Below are 25,900 nucleotides of genomic sequence, written 5' to 3' on the forward strand. Positions count from 1 at the left end.
CCTCCTAAAAGGTAACCCCGGACTCAAGAATAATGTTTGAGTACGGCGTCATTTCACCAGTCCGAATGAACGCATGCGTCTTTACCAAATTCTTTTTAAGATCAGTGTGTGGCATAAATTCCACTTCAACATTAGGTAATGCCTTCCTAATGTTTTCCAATTGTTCTGGGTTTTGATCCTTAATTTCATCTGCTAAGTAGATCTTTTGAACCTTCATTTCCGTCAAAACGTTTTCTAAGACTTGCATAAACGTTGGTAATTCCTTATCAACACATAGGTCTATCTTCTTAGTTCCCATTGGAACCGGCATTCCAGCATCCCCAATTGAAAGCCAGTCCATATGCCCCATACCAGCAACAACAGATGCGACTTCCGAATTTAAAATTCCACTCTTCTTCATGCTAAATTTCCTCCAAAAAATTAATCTTGTTGCAAGGCATCCATTACATCGTCATACGCTGGAATTGAAGGCATTGCCCCCATCCCTTGAACTGTCAAACTTGAGGCGCGTTGTGCATAAATAATTGCCTCAGACAAGTTAGAGACGTCTTGGTTTAGTTGTGAAATTAAGGCCCCGATAAACGTATCCCCTGCAGCCGTGGTATCAACTGCCTTCACCTTAAACGCTGGAATAATTCCAGAACTATCCTTAGTTGAATAATAAGCACCCTTAGAACCTAAGGTCACCAAGGTCACGCTAACCCCCTTAGCCCTGAAAAATTCCGCTGTCTTTTTCAGGGAAGTTTCATCCGTAACCTCAATCCCCGTTAGCAATGCACTTTCCGTTTCGTTTGGTGCAATAATATCGGTATATTCCAGTAATTCTGGAAGAATCTCTTGGGCAGGCGCCGGGTTTAATACGGTCGTAACACCATTTGCCTTAGCCATCTTAAAGGCCGCCAGTGCGACTGCTTGCGGCGTTTCGAACTGGGTAATCAAGAAGTTAATGTCCTTCATCACCGCTTTACTCTTATTAAGAACATCCACCGTCATTGCTTGATTCGCGCCACCGTAAACCATGATGTTATTTTGTCCGTTCACATCCAACGTTACAAGCGCTGTTCCCGTTCCGTGACGAGTGTCATTTCCAACATTACTTGTGTCAATACCATCCTCTTGTAGGGCAGCACGCATAAACTTACCTTCAGAGTCAGCACCTACCATTCCGATAAAATAGGTTTTCGAACCGGATCGGGCAGCTGCTACGGCCTGGTTAGCGCCCTTTCCACCAGGAGCAGAACTCTTATCGGTTGCCGCTAGCGTCTCTCCTGGTTCCGGGAAACGCTGAACATGATAGGTTGTATCAACGTTAATGCTCCCCAAAACAGCAACTTTATTAGACATGCATTTTCCTCCTAAGTTACAACAATTCCATATAAAAGGTTTTATTAAAACCTTTTACTCATCGATTGACGCGTTCAGTTTAGCATTTAAAGAAAGCGGTTGCAATACAAAAATATACTTTCACTAATTCTAATTATCTAGTGAACTGCAAGCGTTTTCTTTGTTTGATTCCTAAAATAGTTGATCTTTCAACAATTCTATTAAAAAAAGGATTTTAGTCATTCACTAAAATCCTTTTTAATTTTTTTACATTTTCACAAGTTGCTTTGCATTTTCTAAATCAGTTACCAGCTCTTTAGCGTATCCACCTACTAAGGCAGCATGAAGCACTGGTAATTTAGTAATTCCCCCGGCAACTAATACCGAGTGCTTCTTAGTTTTTAACTTTTCAAGCGGTAAGGCCACCGTTCTTCTCGTTAACTCCGGATCAACAATTCGCCCATCTTGATCAACAAACTGCGAGATAATGTCACCCACGGCTTCTTTCTGAAGGTGGCGAATCATCATTGGATTTAGATACCCTAATTTAAACAGCATTGCATCATCCCGAGTTGTCCCAACTGTAAACACAGCTATTTCACAGTCAATGGCCTTTTGCATAACCTTACCAATAAATCGATCTTTTAAAACCACATCCCGGGTTGCTTGATTATCAAAGATTACTGGAACGGGTAAAATCTCGGTCTGTGTTTCAAAGGCCTGGTTAAAGCCGTTTGCAATCAAGCTAGCATAGTTGTTGCGAGAACTATTCGCTACAGTTCCCTTTAAATAAACCGTACAGACACCCTTCTTATCGCTAGGAAGAAGGTGGTTAGCTACCGCCGCCATCGTTCTTCCCCAACTCAAGCCAATTGTATCACCGTCTTCCACAATTTCCTGTAATAGCTTAGCTGCTGCTTCTCCCAGCTTATCTAAGATTTGGCTATTCGTTTCTCCTACCTGACTGGCAATCACAACGCGGCCTAAGTGATACTTCTCAGCTAGTTGTTGACTCAGTACAGTTACGCTATCGAATGGATCATTAATTTGGATATTAACGATCCCGTACTCACTAGCATGTTGTAAGTAACGTGAAACCGTTGGCCTTGAAATCCCCATCTGTTTAGCAATTTCTGTCTGACTAAGCTTATCAAGGTAGTAGAAACGGGCAATTTTAACCACCATTCTAAGTTGGTTATCGGTAAGCTTTTCGTTTCTCATCACCAAAATCCTCATTCCTGTATGTTTCTTATTTTCATTTTAATTATTTACAATCGTAAAAACAAGAAATATAATGAAAGCGTATTCAGAGAAAAGGGGGATTACTAAACATGGAATTTAATAGTTACATTGATCACACCCTATTAACACCCGATGCTACTGAACAACAAATCGACCGGGTCGTTAAAGAAGCAATTGATAACAACTTCCACACCGTCATGGTTAACCCATACTGGGTTACTAAGATTCACAAAAGACTGGCTTCAACCCCCGTTAAAACCGCTTGCGTAATTGGCTTCCCTCTTGGGGCCAACACTACTGCTACTAAGGTCTTTGAAGCTACAGATGCCATTCAAAACGGTGCTGATGAACTAGACATGGTTATGAATATCGGTGAAATGAAAGCAGGCCACTTCGATAAAGTAAGCCAAGACATCCAAGCCGTTGTTGATACCTGCCACAAAGCAGGTAAGCTTATTAAAGTGATTATTGAAACCTGCCTCTTAACCGATGACGAGATCTCCAAGGCTGCATCCATCGTTGCTAAGACGGGCGCTGACTTCGTTAAGACTTCCACTGGTTTTTCAACAGCCGGGGCAACTACTTCTGCCGTAAGAATCATGGCTGACGCCACCAGGGGAACGGGCACCGCTGTTAAAGCCTCTGGCGGCATTCACAGCCCTGAAGAAGCCCAGGCAATGATTGACGCCGGGGCAACTCGTCTCGGTGTTAGCCACAGCTTAGCAGTTATTAGAAAGGACTAAAAGGAGTTTCTGAATGAAAAAATTTAACCTCAGCCACGATATGTTCTCAAGTACGACTTTCCACCTATATGAAGACGATAACTTTCAGGTTGATACCTTTACGTACCCTTCCGGAGTCGAAGCAGTTAAAGTATCCAACAGTCGTGGCTACCTCACCCTCCTGCCGTTTTACGGTTTGATAATTTGGGACGCCGTTTTTGATGATATTACCTTGAAGGAAAAGGATGGTTTCAGCCAACCACTGTTTGGTAACCAAATTTCTGACACCTATGGAGCCTTTGAATTTACCTCTGGTCTACTTGCTAACGGAAATCCAAGTCTCGAAGATAACCATGTTCAACACGGTGAATTTGCCACTGCCCGTATGGATCACGCCGCCCTCATTATTGACGACGAAACCATCACTATTTCTAGCGATTATGAATACATCAAAGGTTTTGGTAACCACTACCTCGCTAATCCATCCGTAACAATGCACAGGAATAGTGGACTGTTTGACATTGACCAAAACGTAAAGAACTTATCCAACTACGCGCCAATGCCCCTACAATACATGTGTCACCTTTGCTACGCCTACATTGATAACGCAACAATGACCTCCAATATTCCTGACGAAGCATTCCAATTACGAACCTCCGTCCCAGTCCACGTTCACCCAACTCCTGAGTGGACGGCCTTTACCAACGAATTGGCGGAAAGTGGTAAGTTGATTGATAAGCTTGATGATCCCAGCCACTACGATCCAGAAATTGTTTTCTTCTCTTCTGATTTAACTAAATACACCGATACAGCTGAGTTCCGGGTCGACCTCGGTAATGGTCATAACTTCTTAACTACTTATAAGACCGCAGACTTACCGATTGTCACCCGCTGGATTCTTTATAACGGCGACCAACAAGTTAATGCCTTTGCCCTTCCTGGAACCTGCACACCAGAAGGACATACGGCCGCTAAAAATGCTGGTACATTGATTTACCTTGCCCCCCAAGCTGAACGGCACTTCCACGTTGTAACTGGTTTAGAAAAGTAACAATTTTTATTTGTTAGCGAATGGACTTTTGAACAGGGAGAGCGAAAACATGGCACACGATATTACCGTAATTGGCTCAAACATGATGGAACTCACGACCAATATCGAACGAATGCCTCAACTAGGTGAAACAGTCAGCGCCCCTAGTTTTCACATGGCCTTTGGGGGAAAGGGAGCTAACCAGGCTTTTGCCGCTGCCCAACTCGGTTCTGACGTTGCAATGATTTCAGTGGTCGGCTCCGACATACTAGGCAAGGAGTACCTCAACCACTTCAAAGAAAGTGGTATTGATATTTCTGGTGTCCAAATTGGCCACCAAAGTAATGGGGTTGCTCCCTGTTTTATCCAGGGAAACATGAACAGCATCATTGTTGTCCAGGGAGCTAACAGCGAGTTAACTCCTGCTGTCTTGGACCATTTCAGTAAACTAGTCCGAGACACCAAGATGATTGTCTTACAACAGGAAATCTCACTAAAAACCAACTACCATGCTATTGATATTGCAGAACAATATGGGATCCCAGTAATCCTCAACCCCGCTCCCGCCAATGATAATGTTGATATGGAGCACATAACTAAATGTGAATTTTACTCCCCAAACGAAACCGAGTTAAGTCACCTTACTAACATGCCCGTCGAAACAATTGATCAAATTAAAGAAGCCGCTCATTTTTTGGTTGACCAAGGGATCAAAAACTTAATCGTTACAATCGGCTCCCGGGGAGTCCTGTGGGTCACTAAAGATCAGGAAGAATTGATTCCTTCCTATAAGGTTGACGCCGTTGATTCAATTGGGGCTGGCGACTCATTTATTGGTGCCTTTGCCCATTACTACACCAGTGGTGATGGTATTCCAACTGCTCTTCGCCACGCCAATGCCTATGCAGCCGTTACCGTAACAATGTCGGGAAGCCAGGCTTCTTACCCAAGCATCAATGAGTTACCTAAACTTCAAGCTAAACTCGAAATTAACTATTAAAGCTAAATAGGCGCATCTAAAAGGACCCCCAGAGTTGAATTTTGTCCAGCTCCGGGGGGTCCTTTATTAGTAAACGACAGGCGCCATACTTATTTAGCTGGCATTCTTTTCGGCCATCCGCTTCAGGTAGGTCCAGATTTGCGGACGATAACGCCGTAAGCTAACTACCGCAATGAGGTAAATAATAATGCACAAACCAATCCAAATTGGACTTTGCGAAATAAAGGCTGCAAAGACCAGGGCGTTCAATGGCCGAGCAATTAAGTTAAAACTAGTTATCAAAACAACCCCGGTTGGAATTGCAACCCCATAGTGAGAAACAGCTCCGGTGTAAATACCAGCTAGCCAACTCGATGCATAAAGCCCCAGCGAGAACCAAACTATCCCGGTTGCAACTACCTTTAAAATATTCCCTCGGGTAATGGCAACAATCGATTCAACCATGAATGGTAGTGAAATTAGGTCCACAACTGGTAACGTCCGGTTCCCTGGTAGGATGAAGGCGATTAGCACCATAAATGGAATTAAGACCACCCCAGAAAGAATGGTTGCTGGTTCCCCATAGCCAACCCCATCATCGACGCCCAAGAACCAGCGTTTCTTATCGTAAATGATATTCGTGGCGTGCCCCGTTTCAGATGCGGTTTTTTGCCAGTTCTTATCGATTTCGTCCGCTAACGGAGAAAAGGCCTTGGCAAAAACCTTCGTTACCAATGGAAAAATCGTCATTACCGCGGATAACTGGATGGCAAATTGAAAGATTTGCCCCCAGGCCTTTATCGTGGTTAAGGAATGGAGATTTCCTAAAATACCAATTAATAAACCCAGTAGCGCCCCTAATGTCGTTGGTTCCCCAAAAACGCCAAGCCGATTTTTGAAGTACTCCGGGGTCATCTTAACCTTGTTAAAACCTAACAAATTCCACAACGGATCCAATAAAATTGCCGGTAACGTCTGTTCAATATTGTGCGGTGCTGCCACCGATGCGTTCTTCACCCCGTAATAGTCTGACCACCGGTCCGCTTGAGCCTCCGCTAAGACCAGCGAATACAGTAGCATAAAAAAGGCTAGACCAAGTGACAGCCAGTAGTTATGTGTAACATAGTAGGCTAGCGTAGCCCAAATCATTAAACCATAGTTATTCCAGAGGTTGGACGCCATAAATACCTTCGTAATCCCCAAAGCAAAGATCACCAACTCAAAAATAAGCCCAAACACAAAAAAGGATAACCCCACTGTGGAACCAAAGCTGGCAAGTGAGCCTGCTTGCCAGCCAATATCAACAACGGGAAGTTTTATCCCTGTCCCATTAACCATTTGTCTAATGATCTTGGTAACAACGGGGGTGAAGGCAGAAATGATCCAATCAAACCCGGTTAACCCCACTCCAGCATAAAAAGCACTCATCATTGCTTTTTTACTTGGGACTCGTAAGCAAAGGGCAACGATAAATATCATAATTGGCACAATCACGCTCGCCCCAAATGCTGAAAAAAAGTTGTTAACTTCCTCAAACATCTTCCTTCCCCCACTCTATACTTTTGCTAGCTAATCACTCAATATTGGTGTTATTTTAAACCTCACAGAAAGCGTTGCCAAACAAAAAGGTCGCTTAAACCAATCACTACTTGTGCCTTTGAAGGTCAGTTTCTTGATAAACACCAGAGCGGGATTAACAGTACTAAGCCAAAAAAATTGGGTATCCAACCTCCCCAGTTAGTTAAATGAAAAAAGGACCACCCCTTATGGGTGGTCCTTTTCCACATTTTTTACAATGCTATTAAGTCAATCGTTGTTACTTGAGGCCCTTCCAAGTCCATTCGCTAACTTCCGGCATGTCATCACCGTAAGTGCGGATGTAGTGGTAGTGCTTAGATACCATATCGTCCATCTTTTGGGCGAAGGCGGCACCCTTTTGTTCGTAACCAGCCACGCTCAGGATAGCATCCTTAGCAAGGTGGTAACGATCAAGTTCGTTCAGGACACGCATGTCAAATGGCGTCGTGATGTCCCCATTTTCCATGTAGCTGTGTACGTGAATGTTGTGGTTGTGACGTGGGAAGAAGAGGCTTTGAACCATGTCACGGAAACCGTGCCATGCAAAGACAACTGGCTTGTCGGCCGTGAAGTAACGGTCGAAGTCGGCGTCAGAAAGGCCTTCAGGGTTCTTGTCTAAGGTCATCAACTTCATAACGTCAACCACGTTCAGAACCCGGATCTTGAGTTCTGGGAAGGCGTCGTGCAGAAGTTCAACGGCTGCAAAGACTTCTTCCGTTGGTTCCGTACCAGAAGCAGCGAAGACAACATCTGGGTCTTCACCTTGGTCAGTTGATGCCCAGTCAATGTAGCCCAGCCCATTAGCAACCAATTCAGTTGCTTCATCAATGGAGAACCATTGTTGACGTGGGTGCTTGGAAGTAACCAGAACGTTGATCTTTTCCTTTTCACGGAAGATCTTGTCAGAAACGGCCAACAGAGTGTTGGTGTCCGCTGGCAGGTATTCACCGATCATGTCTGGACGTTCCTTTTCGTAAAGGTGAGTTAACAGACCTGGATCTTGGTGCGTGTAACCATTGTGGTCTTGTTGGAAGACCGTAGAAGTGTCCACGAAAGTCAATGCTGGGTAATCATTCCGCCAGTATTGTTCCTTGGCCTTACGCATCCACTTCATGTGTTGAGTCAGCATGGAGTCAACAACCCGACCGAATGATTCGTAGGTTGCGAAGAACCCGTGACGACCAGTCAGAGTGTAACCTTCCAGGAATCCTTCTGCTTGGTGTTCAGATAATTGAGAGTCAATGATCCGACCAGTAGTAGAAAGGTCTTCATCGTTAGGTTCGTGAACTTGGGCAGTCCAGTCCCGCTTAGCAGAGTCTAAGGCTGCGTAAAGACGGTTAGACTTGGATTCATCAGGACCGAAACCACGGAAGTTTTCTGGGTTGAGTTCCATCATCTTGGCGATGTACTTACCCCATTCGATCATGTCTTGGTGAGTCTTGCCATCGCGAACGTCAACGGCGAAGTCACGGTAGTTAGGCATCCGAAGCGCCTTTTGGTTTGCACCACCGTTAGTTTCTGGGTTAACAGCCATCCGCAGTTCAGCAGCCGGAACGTTTTCACGAACGGCGTCAACTGGGTAACCATTTTCATCAAATAGTTCTTCTGGCTTGTAGGACTTCATCCAGTCAACCAGCATGTCCTTGTGTTCCATGGCGCCTTGAGCTACCGGAATTGGAATTTGGTGAGCACGGAAGGAGTTTTCGATTGGGTCACCGTTCAAGTCCTTCGTTGGGCCAGTCCAACCCTTAGGTACCCGGAAGATGATAACTGGCCACTTAGCCATGGAACCATCCTTGGTGTCGCGAGCCTTCTTTTGGATTGCTTGGATTTCTTCAATGGCTTCGTCCATTACCTTAGCCATGTCAACGTGAACATCCATGTGGTCCCGAAGACCGTTGAATTCACCATCCTTGTAGGCAGTAACGAAGTAAGGCTTCCAGCCAAGACCTTCGAAGTACTTAGTAACTTCTTCGTCGCTCATGCGGGAAAGCATGGTTGGGTTAGAAATCTTGAACCCGTTAACTTGGAGGATTGGTAGAACAGCCCCGTCAGTAACTGGGTTGATGAAGCGGTTGGAGAACCAGGAAGCAGCCAGTGGGCCAGTTTCGAATTCACCGTCACCAATTTCAACAGCAGCGATTTGGTCTGGGTTGTCAAGGATTGCCCCAACACCGTGGGAAAGGGAGTAACCAAGTTCCCCACCTTCGTGAAGAGAACCTGGCGTTTCCGGTGCGGCGTGAGAAGCCGTCCCACCTGGGAAGGAGAAGTGCTTGAATAACTTAGCCATCCCGGCTTCATCTTGGGTAATTTCTGGGTAAATTTCCGTGTAGGAACCGTCCAAGTATGAGTTGTTAACCATTACTTGGCCACCGTGACCAGAACCTTCGATGTAGAACATCTTAACGCCGTACTTCTTGATAACCCGGTTTAAGTGGGCGTAAATGAAGTTTTGTGGAACAATCGTTCCCCAGTGACCGATTGGCTTTGGCTTAACGTCAGAAGCTTCTAGATCGCGACGTAACAATGGGTTGTTCATTAAGAACAGCGTCCCTACACTAAGGTAGTTAGCGGCACGCCAGTAAGCATCAACATTTTCCAAGTATGCCTTGGAATCGTAATCTACTGCCATTTAAATATACACTCCTTAATAAAGATAACTACGTTTGACTTAGATAACGCATTGTAAATCGTAGATCAATTTACGGTTACTATAATAAACGATTTTTAGTGAAAGTCAACCTTTTCAGAAATTGGACCGTATCAATTTCACCAAAATTTAACTTTCTTGGCTAAATCAAACCAATTTTATTAATTGGTTCGTGATTTTTTAGTCATTTAATAGTTTTTCGATTGTCTTCAAAACCCCGTTTTCATCATTGGTTGGCGCCACAAATTTAGCCACCTGACGGACCCGCTGATCCCCGTTGGCCATCCCGTAACTTTGACCCACGTACTTGAGCATCGAAAAGTCGTTTTGGCCGTCCCCAAAGGCAACCATGTCCGCGGGGTCCCAGCCCCGCCGCTTAGCTAGTGCCTTCAACCCGGTTGCCTTGTCCATTCCGGCCACAATAAGGTCTAAGTTACCGTAGCCAGACGAGACAGCCTCTAAACGTCCCGCAAAGTCACGGTTGATTTTCACCTGCAACTCACTGGTTCGCTCACCCGGCACGTCCATCATCATCTTGGTGACCTGGTCATCAATCTCATTCAGGCTATCAATCTGCTTCATGTGGGGGTAGTGGGCCAGGGCCCGGGCTACAAAATCCGGGGCTTCGCTCTTGAAGGTATAGGCCGTATCAAAAGCGGAAATAATGAAGTGACTCCCCTCAATCCGGCGGTGCAGAGCGGTTACTTTAGCCACCGTTTCCATATCAATCTCGCCGCAGTAAACCAGCTCGCCCCGATCAATCACCTCAACCCCATTTTCGGCCACGAAGGCCAATTGGTCAACGTAATTAGGAAAGCGGTTCTTTAACTGGTAGTGGGGATTCCCCGAGGCCACCACGAATTGGACATCGTGGGCCTGCATCAACTCAAAGACACGGGTAAAATAATCGTGGTCGTAATCACTTTTGGAATTCAAAAAGGTGCCATCCATGTCGACAGCAATCGCCTTAACCGTCATCATTTACTCCTTATTAATTGAAACAAAGGTGTTATAGCGCATGTACTTATAGTGCACCCGCATGTTGGAAACTTCAAAGGGTGTTCCATCGTCTAAAAAGAATACCCCTTCCATGATCCCTACCGGCTCAGTTGGTGTCAAGTTTAAGAGTTTTTGGTCGTTCTCCGTTGATGGTGCCACGGTTAAGGTCATATAGGAGCGAGTGACGGTCTTGTTCATCACCTCTTCCATGTGGTTGAAGATCGAGCCCCCCACCACCGCCGGCGAGAGAGTTGGGTTAATCTTAATCGGAATATAACCCGTTTCGATCATGAAGGGTTGATCATCAATTAGACGAAGCCGTTCGATTCGGTAGACGAAGTCGTCAGCGCTCAAGAAAAGGTCCTGTTGGATTTCCTCGTCGGCAGCAATCACCTGGTAGTTCAAGAGCTTAATTGATTGTTTGCGCCCTTCAAATTTAAAGCTGTCGGTAATTCCCAGGTTACTCCCTTCATAGGAGAACATGGCCTGGTTCTTTAAGTACAGCGGGTTAATAAAGGTCCCTGACCCACGCTTTTTAAAGATAATCCCCTCTTGGGCCAAAACATCTAAGGCACGCTTGATCGTACTCCGACTGACCCCATATTCTGCACTGAGGCTACGTTCATCGGGGAGCTTCATCTTTGGGTACTGGTGGGCCAGAATCTTATGTTTTAAATCACGCATCACGGCGCGGTATACTAGGTCTGCCATCTATTTAATCTTCCCCGTCCTTACATTTCCATTGAGTATGCTATGCTTATTGTATTTAGGATACCATACCTTTAGGGAATTGGTTACTTACTTTCAAATTATTGGGCCGTTCCAAAACCGAACCGCCCAGCAAAAAAGGAGTCCAATTTTATGAGTAAGAAAAAAAGTAAGCTAAAAAAGACCCAGGTCGAACAAATCCTTGATAAAAATGGGATCGCCTACAAACAGGCCCACTTTCCGACTAAGCAGGACGGTGATGTTCAAACCATGGTGGTTGACCACGGCGACGTCAATGAGCACCTCATCTATAAGACCTTAGTTCTAACCGGTAACACCACCGGTCCGTTAGTCGGAGTAGTCCCTGTTGATCGCCACCTAGACGAAAAGGCCCTGGCCCGGGTATCTGGCAATAAAAAGGTCGACATGGTGCCCTTAAAAAACCTCCTGAAGACCACCGGCTACGTCCACGGGGCCAACACCCCGGTTGGGATTTACGAGAAGCACCACTACCCGATCTTCATTGATAATGAAGCAAAGCAGACGCCGACCATCTTTGTCTCCTCTGGGCAGCTAGGACGATCAGTCGAACTAAATGCTGAGGACCTTGGCAAGCTGGTCAATGCCACCTTCGCTGACATCCAAGCCCAGTAAAATGACCGACTACTTGCAAAATTTCCTTACCGCCACCTGGTACTTGATCGCCATCCCGGCCCTCTTTGGTTGTGCTCTTTCGCTGATTTCCCACTGCAATAAGGCCCTGGTGGTCAAGCACTTTGGTTTCTTAGCCCAGGTGATCGGGGGCGGGATCGGGATCATTATCCACGAATTGAGCCACTTGATCGTCGCCCTGCTTTTTCGCCACCACATTCAGGGCGTTGCACTGTTACGCATCCCCAACTATAAGATCGAAGGTGACACCCAACTCGGCTACGTTCAACATACCTGGCAGCCAAGCTCACTTTACCAGCAAAGTGGCAACTTCTTCATTGGCCTCGCCCCACTAATTGGGGAAACCCTCTCCATAATTGCCCTAACCAAGCTCCTCGTTCCACCAGTCTTCTCCTGGTGGCTGGCAATTGAAAGTGGCAACCCCCAGGCCGACCCAAACGGCTTAGTCTGGTGGAAACTCTTAGTCTGGCTGATCCTGTTGGTCAACATCAGCGTTGGCGGCTTTGACCTGTCGCCGGCTGACCTTGCCAACAGCGGCCAAGGCGTCCTCAGTCTCTTGGTTATCTACCTAGCCGCCCTGGTTATCGTTACCTTAGCGCTATCGCCAGCTGCCTTTAAGGCAACTTTGCTTGCCATCATGATACCGGTTTACTGGGCACTGGGGCTTGCTTTAGCCATCAACATTGCTACCTGGGGGTTAGTTGTCATGCTCGGTAAGGTAGCCTAGTTTGACCGCCCCGCCAACGGCGCCTACAATATAACTAATAATTATTACAATAATTAAAAGAAGGAATAACTACTATGGAAAAGAGACTCTCTGCCTGCACCACCGTTCTGGTTGGAAAGGGCGCTACCATTGACGGTTCAACAATGGCCGCCAGAAATGATGACACCTACGGCCCGCTGACCCCGCAACGTTTTGTGGTTTACCCAGAATATAAGAACCACCAAAACCAAGTTAAGTCCTATCTCAACCACTTTGTTGGCGACCGGCCAGCTAATGGCTACCGCTACCAAGGGGTTCCCAACGTCAATCTAGTGACCGACGGGGTCTACGATGAAAACGGCTTTAACGACCACAACGTCGGGATGTCGGCAACCGAAAGCGTCTATGCTAACGAACGGGTACTGGCTTTTGATCCTTTAAACCTTGAATCAGGCTTAAACGAAGACGTAATTGTCGCCATGGTCCTCCCCTTCATCAACTCGGCCAAGGAAGGGGTCGCCTATCTCGGACAGCTCGTGGCCAAGTACGGCTCAGCCGAAGGAAACGGGGTCATCTTCTCTGATAAGGACGACGTTTGGTACATGGAAATTGTGACTGGTCATCACTGGGTTGCCCAACGGATCCCCGACGACGCCTATGCCGTGACCGGGAACCGGGTGGCCATCCAAGAGGTTGACTTTGATGACCAAGCTAACTTTATGTGGTCCGAGGGAATCCAAGAATTCGTCAGTGCTCACCACTTGAACCCGGACGTTGAAGGCTGGAACTTCCGCCACATCTTCGGGACCGCCACCACCTTTGACCAGCACTACAATACCCCACGCCAGTGGTATGGTCACCGCCTGCTGTCACCAGACATTAAGATGGACCCCCTGGACTTTGACCTGCCCTTCATCCTAAAGCCCGATCGCAAGATCACCTTAGAGGACGTCCAAGAAGTGCTGGCCAGTCACTACCAGGGGACGGTCTACGATCCACTGGGCCACGGGGGAACTGAGCAGGAAAAGCACCTCTTTCGGCCAATTTCTTTGAACCGGACCCAAAACTCCCACGTCCTTCAGGTTCGCAATGATCTGCCCGAAGCCGCCTCAACAATCATGTGGATGAGCTTTGGGATTCCAACCTTCACCCCTTACGTGCCATTCTTCGGGAACGCCGATGAAGTAGACGCCTCCTACCGTAACACGCCTAAGGAAATGGACGTTGACTTCAAGTCGGCCTACTGGATGTACCGGGCCCTTTCGATGCTAGTTGAATCCCACCACGCCGCATTCCTTCAGGACGACCTCGACTACCTAAAGGATGCCCGCGAATACTTCCACCGCTTCATTGATGAAGTAGCACCGCTTGTCAGCGGCATGTCCAACCAGGAGGCTACGGCAATCCTAAGTGCCAAGAACCAGGAACTGGTCGCCGAAATGGCCGCCCGGACCAAGAAACTGATGGCCAAGCTGATGATGAAGGGGCTAGAATTATCCAAGCTAACCTTCACGATGGACAAGAACTTATAAGCATCTAGCCCGGCACTTGGCAAGTTTGGTAGCGTAATGAAAAGGGAATGTATCAGAAATCACGGTTTCTGATATATTCCCTTATTTTTTAGGCCCCCCTTTAATTTTGGTCGGGGGTAGTTGTTCTTGTAAGACCATCAGCAGGGCCATTGTTTTAAGGCGGCCAATCGTGGTATCAACCGCTTGCTTTAGGAGCTCATCGATTGCTGGGTTCAGGATTGTCTTGGGTGCCGCTTCTTCTTTTAAAGCGGCGTTAAAAAGGTCAACAAACCGGTCGTAAGCAGCCTTCGGATAGTTATTAACGGTTGCCTGATCGATGGCCGCCCGAATCGTTGGCAGGGCAAATGAGCCCTTTAAAAGGGAGATCACCGTCACAGCTGCCAGCTGGTTTTGGGAGTACTTCTTCTTGACTGGGGCGGTAATGATCCCCTTTTTAACATAGTTGTTAATCATCGCTTTGGTTAAAGGCGTCACCGCCAGCGGGCGGAGGCGATCGTTAACCAGCCCAATAACCTGATCGGCGTACAGTTCCATGTCTGGAAACTCGTCCCAGTGCGGGAGTCGGACCTTACTTACCTGGTTTTTGAAGCGATCAAACTGTGCTTGTGATTGGGTCATCATTTCCTCCTAACCCAGCCCCACCGACTGGTTAACGTACGCGTCGTCTTGCACCGCTGTGACAAGTAAAGCGACTGTGGCCGCCCTGCTGACGGCGGAGCGTGTGATCGGCTGCCCCTCTGGCTTAATTTTTCCCCCGCTCCCACTCGTTGGTGGGGTACGAACAATCACGTAGGGGTACTCCAGTTCATCAATCATCTTAACGGCGTAAAGGTGCTCCATTACCAACGCCTTACCGTCAGTATGGTACCATGCTCCCACCTGTTCTGGTTCAGCGTCATCAGCGGTACCAACCACTCCATGCATCACAATCCGGGCGGGGGCCGGCGAACGGTCCACCAAAGCAACTAAATCACTCACCAAGTCTCCCACCGGCTCCAGTGGGTCCGGGAGCCAAACTAAAGTGGTGACCGGCTCTAAGGCCCCAGAAAAGTCAGTGGTCGCCTTCACGGCCACCCCTCGCTCTGAAAGAACTGCACTCAGGTCCGTCGCCATCTGACCCGTACCAACTATACGTACTTGCATTTTCATCCTCCGTTTTCTTCATTGTACCGCAAACGTCAGGGCGTTGCTGCTTTAACCAGCCCACAAATGTTATAATAATTAACAACACAGCGCCCTTACTAAGGGCCTACTCATTGGGGGACTTATCGTGACTCATCAGCAAATGATCACCAATTTTACCATTATTTTCATCACCTTTGTCTTCGCCGCCTTCTTCGTGGCCGCCGAGTTTGCCCTGGTCCAAACCCGAGTAACCGCCCTTCAAGAACTGCAAGAACAGGGGAACAAGCCACGTCTGAAGGTCCAGCGAGCGATCACCATGGTTTCCAACTTGACCGAGTACCTCTCAACCACCCAGGTCGGAACCTCGGTGTGCGGGATTATCCTTGGCTGGGTTGGTGAACAAACGATCGAAGAACTCCTAAGCGACCTCCTGAAGTGGCCGGCCCTGGCTCTACCTAACGCCGGAGTCCACGCTATTTCAGCTATTGTCGGGGTCTTAGTGCTAACCTACTTTGAGGTTGTCTTGACCGAAATTGTTCCTAAAAACATTTCAATTGATGTCCCGGTTAAAATGCTCCTCTTTACCGTCACCCCCCTGCACTACTTCCACCTGCTTTTTTATCCCTTCGTGTGGCTCTTGAACACCTCGGCCAACGGGATTGTCCGCCTACTGGGTATGAAGCCAGCCAACGAAACCGACGAGGTCTTGTCTCAGGGTGAAATCATTTCTTTATCACGCAATGCCGTCCGGAGTGGCCAACTCGGAAAAAACGACCTGGTCTACATGGAACGGGCCTTCGATTTTAACGATAAGGTCGCCAAAGACATCATGATTGATCGAACGCAGTTGACCGTTATTGACATCCAAGAAAGCGTCGGGGCCGCTCTGGATCTGTATATCTCCTCGCAGTATTCACGTCTGCCGGTGGTTGCCAACGGGGACAAAGATAAGATCTTAGGCTACGTCTTTAATTACGACTTGATCCGTCAGCAACGCGTTGACCCAACCGTCTCCTTAGCTAAGGTCTTACGCCACCTATCAACAACGGCAGAATCGACCCCCATCACTGAGGTCTTACAGATGATGATCCGTACCCGGGTCCCCATGGTTGTTGTAATCGACGAGTACGGTGGAACATCGGGAATTATCACGGATAAGGATATTTACGAAGAGCTCTTCGGCACCGTCCGCGATGAAATTGATAACGTTGCCGATAATCTGATTAAGAAGGGCGAACACGGTCAATTCGAAGTTGATGGCAAGACCACCACCTACGATTTTGAACGCTACTTTCATACTGACATCAAGGCCTTCGACCACTCTAACGCCGTTACCCTGGCCGGCTTTATTATGGAGACGACCCCCAAGGTCCATGAGGGTCAGGTCATCAACCTGGGTGAGTTTGAACTAACGGTGGCCGACTACCAGAACGCCTACATTGATCGCTTTATCGTCAGACGACGTTCCGATACTCCTAGTCAACCCACCAACACCCCAATCGACCCGGCAGAATCCTAGCACAGCATGAGATAAAGTAATCCTTTCCAATCCCTTTTCTGGCGGGTAAAATAGGGTCTATAACTTAACAGGAGGCGCTCGTCACATGACATCTATCAACGTTTTATACATTTCCATTGAAGGAAACACCCGCTCATTCTTGAAACGGATGCAAACCTACGCCAACCAAATGAACAGCATTGATTCTTCTAATCCCACCATAAACCTAAAGGAAGTCACTGCTCAAACGATCCCAGCCCACGAAGAAGAGCCCTTCTTTGCTTTTGTCCCAACCTACCTAGACGGCGGCGACGGCCTCACCTCTGGCTACACGGAAATGATGACTAACCCCTTAGGGGAGTACATTGCCGATGGCGACAACGCCGCTAACCTAATTGGTGTCGTCGGTAGTGGAAACAAGAACTTCAATGAGCAGTACTGCCTGACGGCCCGGATGTATGCCGAGGCCTTTGATGCCCCGTTCGTGGCTAATTACGAACTGCGTGGCACTAGCCAGGACTTAGAGGTTGTCTACGGACGCCTCAAGGACGCTGCCGCTAAATTCAATAAAGAATAACTAAAAAAGGACGAATGCCTAAGCATTCGTCCTTTTTAGTTATTAATGACTCATAAACCCAGCTGAAATTAGCCAGGTGATGCCGTAACGGTCCACGATTTGCCCTGCCTGGCTCCCAGAAGGCTGGGGGCTAAAGGGCAGGGTCACACGCTGATCGTCTGAGGCGGCCAGGTGTTCAAAGAAGTTGGCCGCTTCGGCGTTATCATCGGCAAAGTCAAGTAGGATCGAAACCAACGAAGACGTTTGTGGCATTGCCATCATGGCGTCGGCACAGGTAAAGGTTTGCCCAGCAATCGTAAATTCACCATAGGCAGTGGTGTCGTCTAAATTCGTTAGTTCCAGACCGTAACTTTCCACCTGATCCTTAGTTAAGCAGCGTCGATCAATGATTTGAGCGCCGAACTGCTGGACATAGTAGTCCATGGCCTCCTTAGCGTTTTCAAAGACCAGGTAGGGATATATGTCTGCCATCATGTTCCTCCGTTTATAAGTGTCACCTAAAAAATTATAAGGATGATTAATGAATTCGTCAAACGAGGTACCAACTGATTCCAGAAAAATCCCTGGTTTATTCGGACGTAAAACGATTTAAATACCGTCTAGTCATGCTATACTAGGTTGGCTTAACTTTTATTACGAATAATTAAAGAAAGGAACGCCCTTATGAAAAATGTACGCCAACACAGCGCGTTTCTGGTCATCGGAATCTTCTTACTCGGGGCTAGTATGCGCGCCCCCTTTACCTCAATTCCCTCGGTGATCAATGAAATCGCCGCTAGCTTCCACACCCCGGCCACCTCGCTGGGAATCTTGACCACCATTCCCCTCATCTGCTTCGGGCTTTGCTCAACCTTAGTTCCTGCCATCGCTCAGCGTCTGGGAAACGAGTTAACCCTCTTTGTTGCTTTGATCATGCTTTCAATTGGGTCCTTCTTGCGGATCTACGGCTTCTCGGCTCTGATGATCGGAACTCTGATGATTGGGATTACCACCACCTTTATCAACGTCTTGCTTCCGGCTGTAATCTCGGAAAACCTACCGACTAAGATTGGCCCCGTTACTGGAACTTACAACGTGGCCCTCACACTGTTTTCAGCCATTGGGGCTTACGCGATTGCTCCGATCAGCGCCGCCACCAGCTGGCAATTTGCCGTTGAGCTCCTCTCCTTGTTGGTTTTAATCACCGCCCTTGTTTGGACTCCCAACTTACGCTTTAACTACCGGGCTAGCGCTACTGAACCAACCGAAGTCGGTGCCAACATGTGGAAGAATCGCCGGGCTTGGTACCTATTAATGTACTTTGCCGGCTCTTCATTTGTCTTTTACACGATCGTGGCCTGGCTGCCATCAATCGCAATGGCTAACGGCATGAGTAATAATTCCGCCAGCTTGATTGCCGGGCTCTTCCAGCTATTCTCAATTCCGACCGCCTTCGCCATCCCAGTCCTGGCCACCAAGCTAACTAACCGGATGCCGCTGGTGCTGTCGGCTGGGCTTATGACTGGCCTGGGCTTTTTAGCCATGCTGTTACCAATCCACCAGTTCTGGTTCTACGTCCTCATCGCCCTCCTATTGGGACTGGGGACAGCAGCCACCTTTGCATTAATCATGACCCTGTTTGGCTTAAAGACTCGTTCGGTCGCCGATACCCGTAATCTATCAGGGATGGTTCAGTCCCTGGGTTACCTGTTAGCCGCCTTCGGTCCGACCGTAACTGGAAACTTGAAGGCAATTACCCACTCTTGGAACGAGCCGATCATCGTTACCTTCATTGTGATCTGCTTATTTACCCTCTTTGGGGCCCTTTCCGAACACCACCGCTACGTTAACTAAGGTGGTTTTGGCGCCGGTTACCAACTAGTAAAATTTTATTTCTATCTAGACCAATCGTCTTAAAAACCTGTTTATAGATGAATTCAACGCCCTCGCTCATTGGTGATCCATTTCACGAAAAGGGCGCTTTCATGCCGGTCTGACCGTGCATTCAAATGTTAGAAAGTATATAATTCAATCTGTTAAGATTGTATTCTTTAGATCATTCTCAGAGGAGTGAACATTTTGGCTAAGGAAAATAAAGCTGTTATCACATTATTCGGGGCCACCGGTGACTTGGCCCAACGCAAGCTCTACCCTTCCCTGTTTAACTTATATCAAAAGGGTTACCTTGCAGACCACTTTGCATTGCTCGGAACTTCTCGGCGTCCAGTTTCAGACACTGACTTCCAAGCAATGGTGCTAAAGTCCATTTCAGGGATTGAAGAAATCAAGGCTGGCAACGCCCAAGCATTTGCTAAGCACTTCTTTTACCAATCTCACGACGTTACTAAGCCGGAACACTATAAAGTGTTAAAGGAACGCCTTGAAAAGTTAGACAAGCAATTTGAAACCGAAGGCAACCGCCTCTTTTACATGTCGATGGCCCCACAATTCTTTGGGACAATCGCTTTGAACTTAAAGAAGCAAGCCCTTTTAACCGACAATGGTTTCAACCGGCTGGTTATCGAAAAGCCGTTTGGGCGTGACTTTGCCTCCGCAAAGCAACTCAACGATGAACTGTCCCAAACCTTTAACGAAGACCAGATCTTCCGGATCGACCACTACCTGGGAAAGGAAATGATCCAAAACATCGAAGCCCTGCGTTTCGGGAACACGATCATTGAATCCATGTGGAACAACCGTTACATTGACAACATCCAGGTAACCTTATCCGAAAAGCTCGGGGTTGAAGAACGGGCTGGCTACTACGACCACTCCGGTGCCTTACGAGACATGGTTCAAAACCACATCATGCAAGTGGTTGCCCAACTAGCCATGGAACAACCCGTTGCCTTCACCGATTCCGATGTTCGGGTTGAAAAGATCAAGGCCCTGCGTTCCCTTCGCCTGTACACGCCGTCCGAAGCTGCTTCTAACTTCGTGCGTGGTCAATACGACGCGGGCAACAACACTAACGCCTACCGTAACGAAGAAGGGGTTGACCCAGAATCAACTACTGAAACGTTCGTAGCGGCCAAGCTGATGTTTGATAACTACCGCTGGTCTGGGGTTCCGTTCTACGTGCGGACCGGGAAGAAGCTGGCTGACAAGTTTACTCGAATCGACGTTGTCTTCCGTAAGCCATTGATTGACATCTTTGCCAACCCGCGGATGGCTTCTGAGCAATCCCTGAAGAGTAACGTCTTGACCATCTACGTTGAACCACAATCTGGCTTCGCCATGCGGGTTAACGCCAAGACGGCTGGCCAAGGTTTCCAGACCGAACCGGTTAACCTGGAATACATGCAAAACGACACCAGCAAGAAGGAAGCACCAGAACCATACGAACGGCTCTTCCACGACGCCCTGGAAGGCAACCACACTAACTTTGCCTCCTGGTCTGAAATTGCCTACGCATGGAAGTTTGTTGACGTTGTTCGCAAGCTTTGGGACATTGAAGAACCTCAATTCCCGAACTACAAACCAGGTACAATGGGCCCAGCTGCCTCCGACGAACTGCTGGCCCGTGATGGTCGTGCTTGGGTCTACAACCTAAACCGCTAATCGCATTTAGGGGGATCGTGAGGCGTTATAGTGGCTTTGTTCAAAGTTGCTCAAATTATATTCCCCCTACAGTTTCAATCTGTTATAATGGCACTTGTATGTAAGTAATTGTTTATTTAAGGAGTGTGACAACACAATGGCTGATCAAACGGCTCAAATTGGTGTAATCGGTCTTGCCGTCATGGGTAAGAACCTGGCATTGAACATCGAAAGTCGCGGTTTCACGGTTGGTGTATACAACCGTCACCGTGAACGGACTGACGAAATGATGCGCGATCACAGTGAGAAGAAGCTTGTTCCTTCTTACACGATCGAAGACTTCGTTAATTCCTTGGAAAAGCCACGTCGGATCCTGATGATGGTTCAAGCTGGTAAGGGTACTGACGCCGTTATCAACGAACTTCTTCCGCTACTGGACAAGGGTGACGTTTTAATTGACGGTGGGAACACTAACTTCCACGACACCATGGCCCGCAACGCTAAGCTGGACGAATCCGGCATCAACTTCATCGGAATGGGTGTTTCCGGTGGTGAATTGGGTGCCCTCCAAGGTCCTTCCCTGATGCCAGGTGGTCAAAAGGAGGCTTACGACCTGGTTGCCCCAATCCTGACGCAAATTGCTGCTAAGGCTGAAGACGGCAAGCCATGTGTTTCCTACATTGGCCCGAACGGTGCTGGTCACTACGTAAAGATGGTCCACAACGGGATCGAATACGGGGACGAAGAATTAATCGACGAAAGCTACAACGTTATGCGTAACGTTCTTGGTCTTTCCGTTGACGAAATGGCTGACATCTTTGCCGAATGGAACAAGGGCGAACTTGATTCCTACCTCGTTGAAATTACTGCCGACATCCTGACTCGTAAGGATGACTTAGGTGACGACAAGAACACGCCAATCGTTGACGTTATCTTGGACCGTGGTGCTAACAAGGGGACTGGTAAGTGGTCTTCTGAAACTGCCCTCGATGGTGGTGCCCCACAATCCGTGATCACCGAAGCTGTTTACGCTCGCTACATCTCCATGTTGAAGAACGAACGGGTTGCCGCAAGCAAGGAACTCCCAGAAGACGTTGAAAAGATTACTCTTTCTGACGACGAAAAGAAGGAATACATCGAAAAGATCCGTCAAGCCCTCTACTTCGGTAAGGTTATGTCTTACGCTCAAGGATTCGAACAAATGCGGATCGACTCCGAACGCTACGACTGGAACCTTCAATACGGTGAATTAGCTCAAATCTGGCGTGAAGGTTGCATCATCCGTGCCCAATTCCTTCAAAAGATCACGGATGCCTTTGAAAAGAACCCAGAACTCAAGAACTTACTTCTGGATGACTACTTCAAGGACATCGCTAAGAAGTACCAAAAGGCCATTCGTGAAGTTGTTGCCTTATCCGTCAAGGCCGGGATCCCGGTTCCTGCCTTGGCTGCAGCTATCAACTACTACGACTCCTACCGTGCAGAAGTTCTGCCTGCAAACCTCTTGCAAGCACAACGGGACTACTTTGGTGCCCACACTTACGAACGTACCGACCGTCCTGGGAACTTCCACTACCCATGGTACGAAGAACAATAAAAACTATTTTGATGGTTTTAACGGCTCCCAGTTGGGAGCTGTTTTTTTACTCAAAAAGGCACGCCCCCAATTGGGAGCGCGCCTTTTCACGATTCAAATTGTTTGTTAGTTTACTTTTCCGGAAGCTTGTTGTTAATGTCAGTACGAACCACTAACACGTCTACTTGAGCGTTACGCTTAACAAAGGAGGTTACTGAGCCAACCATTGCCCGTTGAACCCGGGAGAGGCCACTAGCTCCCATCATGATTAAGTCATTGTTATGGTCGCGCGGGAAATCAAAGGAAATTACCGTCTTGGGGTTCCCCAATCGGATGTGGATATCGATGTTGTCAAAGCCATCTTCATTCTTAGCCCGGTCAAGGAGTTCGTCTAGGTATTCCTTAGACTTATCAACCAACTGATAGGCAATACTTCCATCGGACATCCCGGCAAAGTTGTACGACATTGCCCGGGTGTCGATTACGTTCAGTAAATCAAGGTGGGCACCATTTCGCTTGGCCGTTGCCACCGCTTTGTTGAAGGCCAGTTCTGCTTGCTTAGATCCATCAACTGGAACTAGGATGTTTTCATATTCTTGACTCATAAAAGTAACCTCCATTCACTCAACTCTTTCACTCATTATACCATTGATAAAAGGCTTTCAAAAGGTAAGATCGCGCCGAACCATAACAAAATTGACTTTTGGATTAAAAGCGCCTAAAATTCTGACAAATATAATTTGTGTATAATTAGATCGTTCAGGGAATTGAAACAGGGCACACCTTCCCGAGTGACTGGAATTGCTAACTACCAGTCAGAAGGCATCTGGCTGGGCCTATGAACCAGTGTTTAAAACTGGCGCAGCGCTAGCCCTGAAAAAATATCCTCTTTAATTATTAGTACGCCAAATATCGGATGATCGTGCTACACACTGATTTCAATGTTCTAAATATCGTTTGGGTAGGGTTCCCCTTTTTACACAAAAATTTTGACGCTCTCAATGTAATTGATCACACGAAGGGATACTAACTTATGGATACTATCGATCAGAAAATCATCAACATGCTGCAAAAAAACGCCCGGGTTTCATTAAAGGAGCTTTCAGCAGCCTGCTTCATCTCCTCGCCTGCCATTGCCGCCCGAATCAACAAGCTTGAAAAAGGAGGAATTATCACTGGGTATCACACCGCAGTTAACCTTGAAAAACTCAACTATCACGTTAAGGCCTTTATTCAAGTTCAACTCGAACCCCACCAAAAAAAGGATTTCTACCCCTATATAGAATCGATTCCCAATGTGATCGAATGCAACTGTGTGACCGGCGATTACTCCGAGGTGATGGAGGTCGTCTTTGAGACCACCGCCACCCTTGATGAGTTTATCAACGACATCCAGAGCCGCTTTGGCAAAACTAGCACCCAAATCGTCTTCTCCACCAGCGTTGAGCACCGAGGCTTACGCTTGGAATCTAAAGATGAAGAAGAATAGCTTCTCCACTTTCTCCCCTTGCCTAACCACCTGGACGGTGGGGCTACCATGATAGTGGCGAATCAGGTTAAGGTTCGTAAGTCGCTGTAGTTACAAAACCATGCTTTCGTTGTCATACCTCAAATATAAAAGGGACTGTGATCTTTTTGTCACAGTCCCTTTAAACTTTATTTCAATAATTCTTCCACCTGGTCCAGGCGCTGCTTGAAGACGGCTAGAGCCTCTTTCAGATAGCGGCTATTGGTGGCATCGACACCGGCCTGCTTAAGGATTTTAAGCGGGGCAGCTGACCCGCCGGCGGACAGGAAGTTTAGGTAGGCTTCCCGGGCTCCCGGCTGCTTAGTCCAGACCGCATTAGCTAAGCTAGTCGATGCTGCCCAGGACGTTGCATACTGGTAGACGTAGTAGTTCATGTAGAAGTGCGGTACATAGGCCCAGGATTGGGTGGCTGCCTCCTTAAAAAGGACCACGTCTGGGCCGTAGTACTTGGCTAACAGATCAGTACTAGTTTGATCCAGAAAGTCGGCCGTTAGTGTCTGGCCGGTCTGCTCAGCCTGGTAGGCGGTGTGTTCGAACTCGGCAAACTGGGTCTGACGGAAGATCGTGCCGATAAAGCCGTCAATCGCCTGTTCTAAAACGTATAATTGGACCTGCTTGTTACCCTGGTACTTTTCGAGCAGATAGTTAGTTAGGATTTGCTCGTTAAAGGTTGAGGCCACCTCGGCCAAAAAGATCGGGGCGTCGGCGTATTGGGCCGGCTGATGATGCTGGCTAAACCAGGAATGCATGGCGTGACCAGACTCATGGGCTAGGACAAAGGTCGAGTACAGCTTATCCGTCCAATTCAACAGAATAAAGGGATTAGCCTTGTAGACACTGATCTGGTAGCCTCCCGAGCGCTTACCAGCGTTTTCAGCCACGTCGATCCAGCGGTGGTCAAACTCCTCCTTGAGTCCGGTCACGTACTCATCTCCCAACACGGAAAGGGCGTCCAGGGTCAACTGCTTACCATCTTCAAAACTAGTCTTTAACAGGTCGGCCCCCGCCAGTGGGGTGTTGATGTCAGCCTGATTAAAGTCACTTAACCCAAGGTATTCTTTTTTGATCCGGTACCAGCGGTGAGCCAAATCAAGGTGGGCGTTGACCGTTTCAACTAGCGTGTCGTAAACCCGTTCGTCAATCTGGTGCGGGGCTAAGGCAGCCTGGCGCCCAGACTGGTAGTGACGCAATTCGGCAACCGCATTTTGTGCCCCAACGAAGGAATTCAAAGTTTGGGCAAAGGTGTTGCGCAAGTCGTGGTAGGGTTTGGCGTAGGCCAGGGTAGCCTCACGCCGAACCGTCCGGTTGAGTGATTCGGTGAACTGGCTACGATTCCCGTGGGTCAACTGAACCAGGTTCCCATTGTCATCGTGAACCATCCCAAAGTCTAAATCAGCGTCATTTAAGGTGTTGTAAATCTCATCGGCGCTGGTCAAGGAGCGGTTAAGCCGGGACAAAAGTTTTTCCTCGGCGGTGGCTAAGACGTGCCCTTTTTGCAGGCACACCTGCTCTAATTGGTAGCGGAATTCTTCAAGGCCTGGTTCTTCAGTTAAGTAACCCGCCAGCGCCCCTTCGTCAATTGCTAAAATTTCCGGCTCTAAAAAGGCCTCCTTAGTTGCAATCGTTGTAGCAGCCTTGGCAGCCGTACCAAACAAGGCATTGGCCGTGGCATCGGTTGTATCGCTATCCCGGCGTAAAAAGGCGTAGACATACTCCTTTTCCAGGTCGGTTTCAATCTGCTTATGGGTGGTTAAAGCAGCGAGCAATTCCTTGGCCCCATTAAGATGGCCGGCAAACCCGGAGAGCTTGTCGGCCAAAGTTAAGGTAGCATCAAGGTCCGCTCGCATGGCATCATCTGAAGGGTACAAAAGGGTCAGGTCCCAGGTTAATTCAACTGGAACCTCACTCCGTGCCATCAAGTGGTTCTTGGTCATTT

Annotated in this window: 24 protein-coding genes; 12 read left to right on the forward strand and 12 right to left on the reverse strand. The window is 47.8% G+C overall.

Features of this window, described 5'->3' with window-relative positions; genetic code table 11:
* Window positions 1-4 precede the first annotated feature (4 nt).
* From rbsD to AOQ57_RS00685, 3 genes are all read right to left on the reverse strand, one after another.
* The gene (gene rbsD / locus AOQ57_RS00675) at window positions 5-400 is read right to left on the reverse strand and encodes a D-ribose pyranase (RefSeq protein WP_093624212.1); all 396 of its coding nucleotides are present in this window, start codon (window positions 398-400) and stop codon (window positions 5-7) included.
* Window positions 401-420: 20 nt separating this feature from the next.
* Window positions 421-1,344 carry a ribokinase gene (gene rbsK / locus AOQ57_RS00680; protein WP_093624214.1) on the reverse strand — a complete coding sequence of 308 codons (924 nt, stop codon included), beginning with the start codon at window positions 1,342-1,344 and terminating at the stop codon, window positions 421-423.
* Window positions 1,345-1,590: 246 nt separating this feature from the next.
* Window positions 1,591-2,544, reverse strand: coding sequence for a sugar-binding transcriptional regulator (locus AOQ57_RS00685; protein ID WP_093624216.1), 954 nt, complete (start codon window positions 2,542-2,544; stop codon window positions 1,591-1,593).
* Between the two features lie 110 nt (window positions 2,545-2,654).
* Between AOQ57_RS00685 and deoC the strand changes: the two genes are divergently transcribed.
* Genes deoC through rbsK (AOQ57_RS00700) form a run of 3 tightly spaced genes read left to right on the forward strand, consistent with a single transcriptional unit; the run spans window position 2,655 to window position 5,317 of the window.
* Window positions 2,655-3,308, forward strand: a complete 654-nt coding sequence (gene deoC, locus AOQ57_RS00690; protein ID WP_093624218.1) for a deoxyribose-phosphate aldolase — start codon at window positions 2,655-2,657, stop codon at window positions 3,306-3,308.
* A 13-nt stretch (window positions 3,309-3,321) separates the two neighbouring features.
* Entirely contained in the window at window positions 3,322-4,338 is a 1,017-nt protein-coding gene (locus AOQ57_RS00695; RefSeq protein WP_093624220.1) for an aldose 1-epimerase family protein, read from the forward strand.
* Between the two features lie 49 nt (window positions 4,339-4,387).
* Window positions 4,388-5,317 (forward strand): ribokinase, encoded by a 930-nt coding sequence (gene rbsK, locus AOQ57_RS00700; RefSeq protein WP_093624222.1) that lies wholly within the window; start codon window positions 4,388-4,390, stop codon window positions 5,315-5,317.
* Between the two features lie 93 nt (window positions 5,318-5,410).
* Here the strand turns inward: rbsK (AOQ57_RS00700) and AOQ57_RS00705 are convergent, their stop codons facing one another.
* The 4 genes from AOQ57_RS00705 to AOQ57_RS00720 all read right to left on the reverse strand — a co-directional run bounded on the left by AOQ57_RS00705 (window position 5,411) and on the right by AOQ57_RS00720 (window position 11,234).
* Complete coding sequence (locus AOQ57_RS00705) at window positions 5,411-6,835, reverse strand: PTS galactitol transporter subunit IIC (RefSeq protein WP_093624224.1); 1,425 nt, start codon at window positions 6,833-6,835, stop codon at window positions 5,411-5,413.
* A 277-nt stretch (window positions 6,836-7,112) separates the two neighbouring features.
* Window positions 7,113-9,506, reverse strand: coding sequence for a phosphoketolase family protein (locus AOQ57_RS00710; RefSeq protein WP_093624226.1), 2,394 nt, complete (start codon window positions 9,504-9,506; stop codon window positions 7,113-7,115).
* Between the two features lie 198 nt (window positions 9,507-9,704).
* Window positions 9,705-10,505 carry a Cof-type HAD-IIB family hydrolase gene (locus AOQ57_RS00715; RefSeq protein ID WP_235788977.1) on the reverse strand — a complete coding sequence of 267 codons (801 nt, stop codon included), beginning with the start codon at window positions 10,503-10,505 and terminating at the stop codon, window positions 9,705-9,707.
* On the reverse strand, window positions 10,506-11,234 hold the full coding sequence (locus AOQ57_RS00720; RefSeq protein WP_093624230.1) for a GntR family transcriptional regulator: 729 nt from the start codon (window positions 11,232-11,234) through the stop codon (window positions 10,506-10,508).
* A gap of 150 nt (window positions 11,235-11,384) precedes the next feature.
* Here AOQ57_RS00720 and ybaK point away from each other — a divergent pair, with 150 nt between their 5' ends.
* The 3 genes from ybaK (at window position 11,385) to AOQ57_RS00735 (ending at window position 14,141) form a co-directional block, all read left to right on the forward strand.
* Window positions 11,385-11,885: a Cys-tRNA(Pro) deacylase gene (ybaK, locus tag AOQ57_RS00725; RefSeq protein WP_093624232.1), complete on the forward strand. Its 501-nt coding sequence runs from the start codon at window positions 11,385-11,387 to the stop codon at window positions 11,883-11,885.
* Between the two features lie 13 nt (window positions 11,886-11,898).
* Window positions 11,899-12,630 (forward strand): hypothetical protein, encoded by a 732-nt coding sequence (locus AOQ57_RS00730; RefSeq protein WP_235788978.1) that lies wholly within the window; start codon window positions 11,899-11,901, stop codon window positions 12,628-12,630.
* A gap of 74 nt (window positions 12,631-12,704) precedes the next feature.
* The gene (locus tag AOQ57_RS00735; protein WP_093624236.1) at window positions 12,705-14,141 is read left to right on the forward strand and encodes a C69 family dipeptidase; all 1,437 of its coding nucleotides are present in this window, start codon (window positions 12,705-12,707) and stop codon (window positions 14,139-14,141) included.
* 81 nt (window positions 14,142-14,222) lie between these two features.
* Here the strand turns inward: AOQ57_RS00735 and AOQ57_RS00740 are convergent, their stop codons facing one another.
* Together AOQ57_RS00740 and AOQ57_RS00745 are read right to left on the reverse strand one after the other, a co-directional pair.
* On the reverse strand, window positions 14,223-14,759 hold the full coding sequence (locus AOQ57_RS00740; RefSeq protein ID WP_093624238.1) for a DUF1836 domain-containing protein: 537 nt from the start codon (window positions 14,757-14,759) through the stop codon (window positions 14,223-14,225).
* Window positions 14,760-14,768: 9 nt separating this feature from the next.
* Window positions 14,769-15,284 (reverse strand): hypothetical protein, encoded by a 516-nt coding sequence (locus tag AOQ57_RS00745; protein ID WP_235788979.1) that lies wholly within the window; start codon window positions 15,282-15,284, stop codon window positions 14,769-14,771.
* Between the two features lie 127 nt (window positions 15,285-15,411).
* Here AOQ57_RS00745 and AOQ57_RS00750 point away from each other — a divergent pair, with 127 nt between their 5' ends.
* Together AOQ57_RS00750 and nrdI are read left to right on the forward strand one after the other, a co-directional pair.
* Complete coding sequence (locus AOQ57_RS00750; RefSeq protein ID WP_093624242.1) at window positions 15,412-16,785, forward strand: hemolysin family protein; 1,374 nt, start codon at window positions 15,412-15,414, stop codon at window positions 16,783-16,785.
* An 85-nt stretch (window positions 16,786-16,870) separates the two neighbouring features.
* Window positions 16,871-17,341 (forward strand): class Ib ribonucleoside-diphosphate reductase assembly flavoprotein NrdI, encoded by a 471-nt coding sequence (nrdI, locus tag AOQ57_RS00755; protein ID WP_093624244.1) that lies wholly within the window; start codon window positions 16,871-16,873, stop codon window positions 17,339-17,341.
* Window positions 17,342-17,383: 42 nt separating this feature from the next.
* Here nrdI and AOQ57_RS00760 read toward each other — a convergent pair whose 3' ends face one another.
* A complete protein-coding gene (locus tag AOQ57_RS00760; RefSeq protein WP_093624246.1) occupies window positions 17,384-17,812 on the reverse strand; it encodes a VOC family protein in 429 nt (142 codons plus the stop codon).
* Between the two features lie 192 nt (window positions 17,813-18,004).
* Here AOQ57_RS00760 and AOQ57_RS00765 point away from each other — a divergent pair, with 192 nt between their 5' ends.
* From AOQ57_RS00765 to gnd, 3 genes are all read left to right on the forward strand, one after another.
* Window positions 18,005-19,174 (forward strand): CynX/NimT family MFS transporter, encoded by a 1,170-nt coding sequence (locus AOQ57_RS00765; protein WP_093624248.1) that lies wholly within the window; start codon window positions 18,005-18,007, stop codon window positions 19,172-19,174.
* Window positions 19,175-19,399: 225 nt separating this feature from the next.
* Window positions 19,400-20,881 (forward strand): glucose-6-phosphate dehydrogenase, encoded by a 1,482-nt coding sequence (gene zwf / locus AOQ57_RS00770; RefSeq protein WP_093624250.1) that lies wholly within the window; start codon window positions 19,400-19,402, stop codon window positions 20,879-20,881.
* A 136-nt stretch (window positions 20,882-21,017) separates the two neighbouring features.
* Window positions 21,018-22,457, forward strand: a complete 1,440-nt coding sequence (gene gnd, locus AOQ57_RS00775) for an NADP-dependent phosphogluconate dehydrogenase (protein ID WP_093624252.1) — start codon at window positions 21,018-21,020, stop codon at window positions 22,455-22,457.
* A 110-nt stretch (window positions 22,458-22,567) separates the two neighbouring features.
* Here gnd and AOQ57_RS00780 read toward each other — a convergent pair whose 3' ends face one another.
* Entirely contained in the window at window positions 22,568-23,041 is a 474-nt protein-coding gene (locus tag AOQ57_RS00780) for a universal stress protein (protein ID WP_093624254.1), read from the reverse strand.
* 428 nt (window positions 23,042-23,469) lie between these two features.
* On the opposite strand from AOQ57_RS00780, the gene AOQ57_RS00785 reads away from it, so the two are divergent.
* Window positions 23,470-23,925, forward strand: a complete 456-nt coding sequence (locus AOQ57_RS00785) for an Lrp/AsnC family transcriptional regulator (RefSeq protein WP_093624256.1) — start codon at window positions 23,470-23,472, stop codon at window positions 23,923-23,925.
* Between the two features lie 167 nt (window positions 23,926-24,092).
* On the opposite strand, the gene pepF is transcribed toward AOQ57_RS00785, so the two are convergent.
* Complete coding sequence (gene pepF, locus AOQ57_RS00790) at window positions 24,093-25,898, reverse strand: oligoendopeptidase F (protein WP_093624258.1); 1,806 nt, start codon at window positions 25,896-25,898, stop codon at window positions 24,093-24,095.
* Window positions 25,899-25,900 lie beyond the last annotated feature (2 nt).

The sequence above is a fragment of the Limosilactobacillus gorillae genome (genome assembly GCF_001293735.1).
In the GTDB taxonomy this organism is placed as follows: domain Bacteria; phylum Bacillota; class Bacilli; order Lactobacillales; family Lactobacillaceae; genus Limosilactobacillus; species Limosilactobacillus gorillae.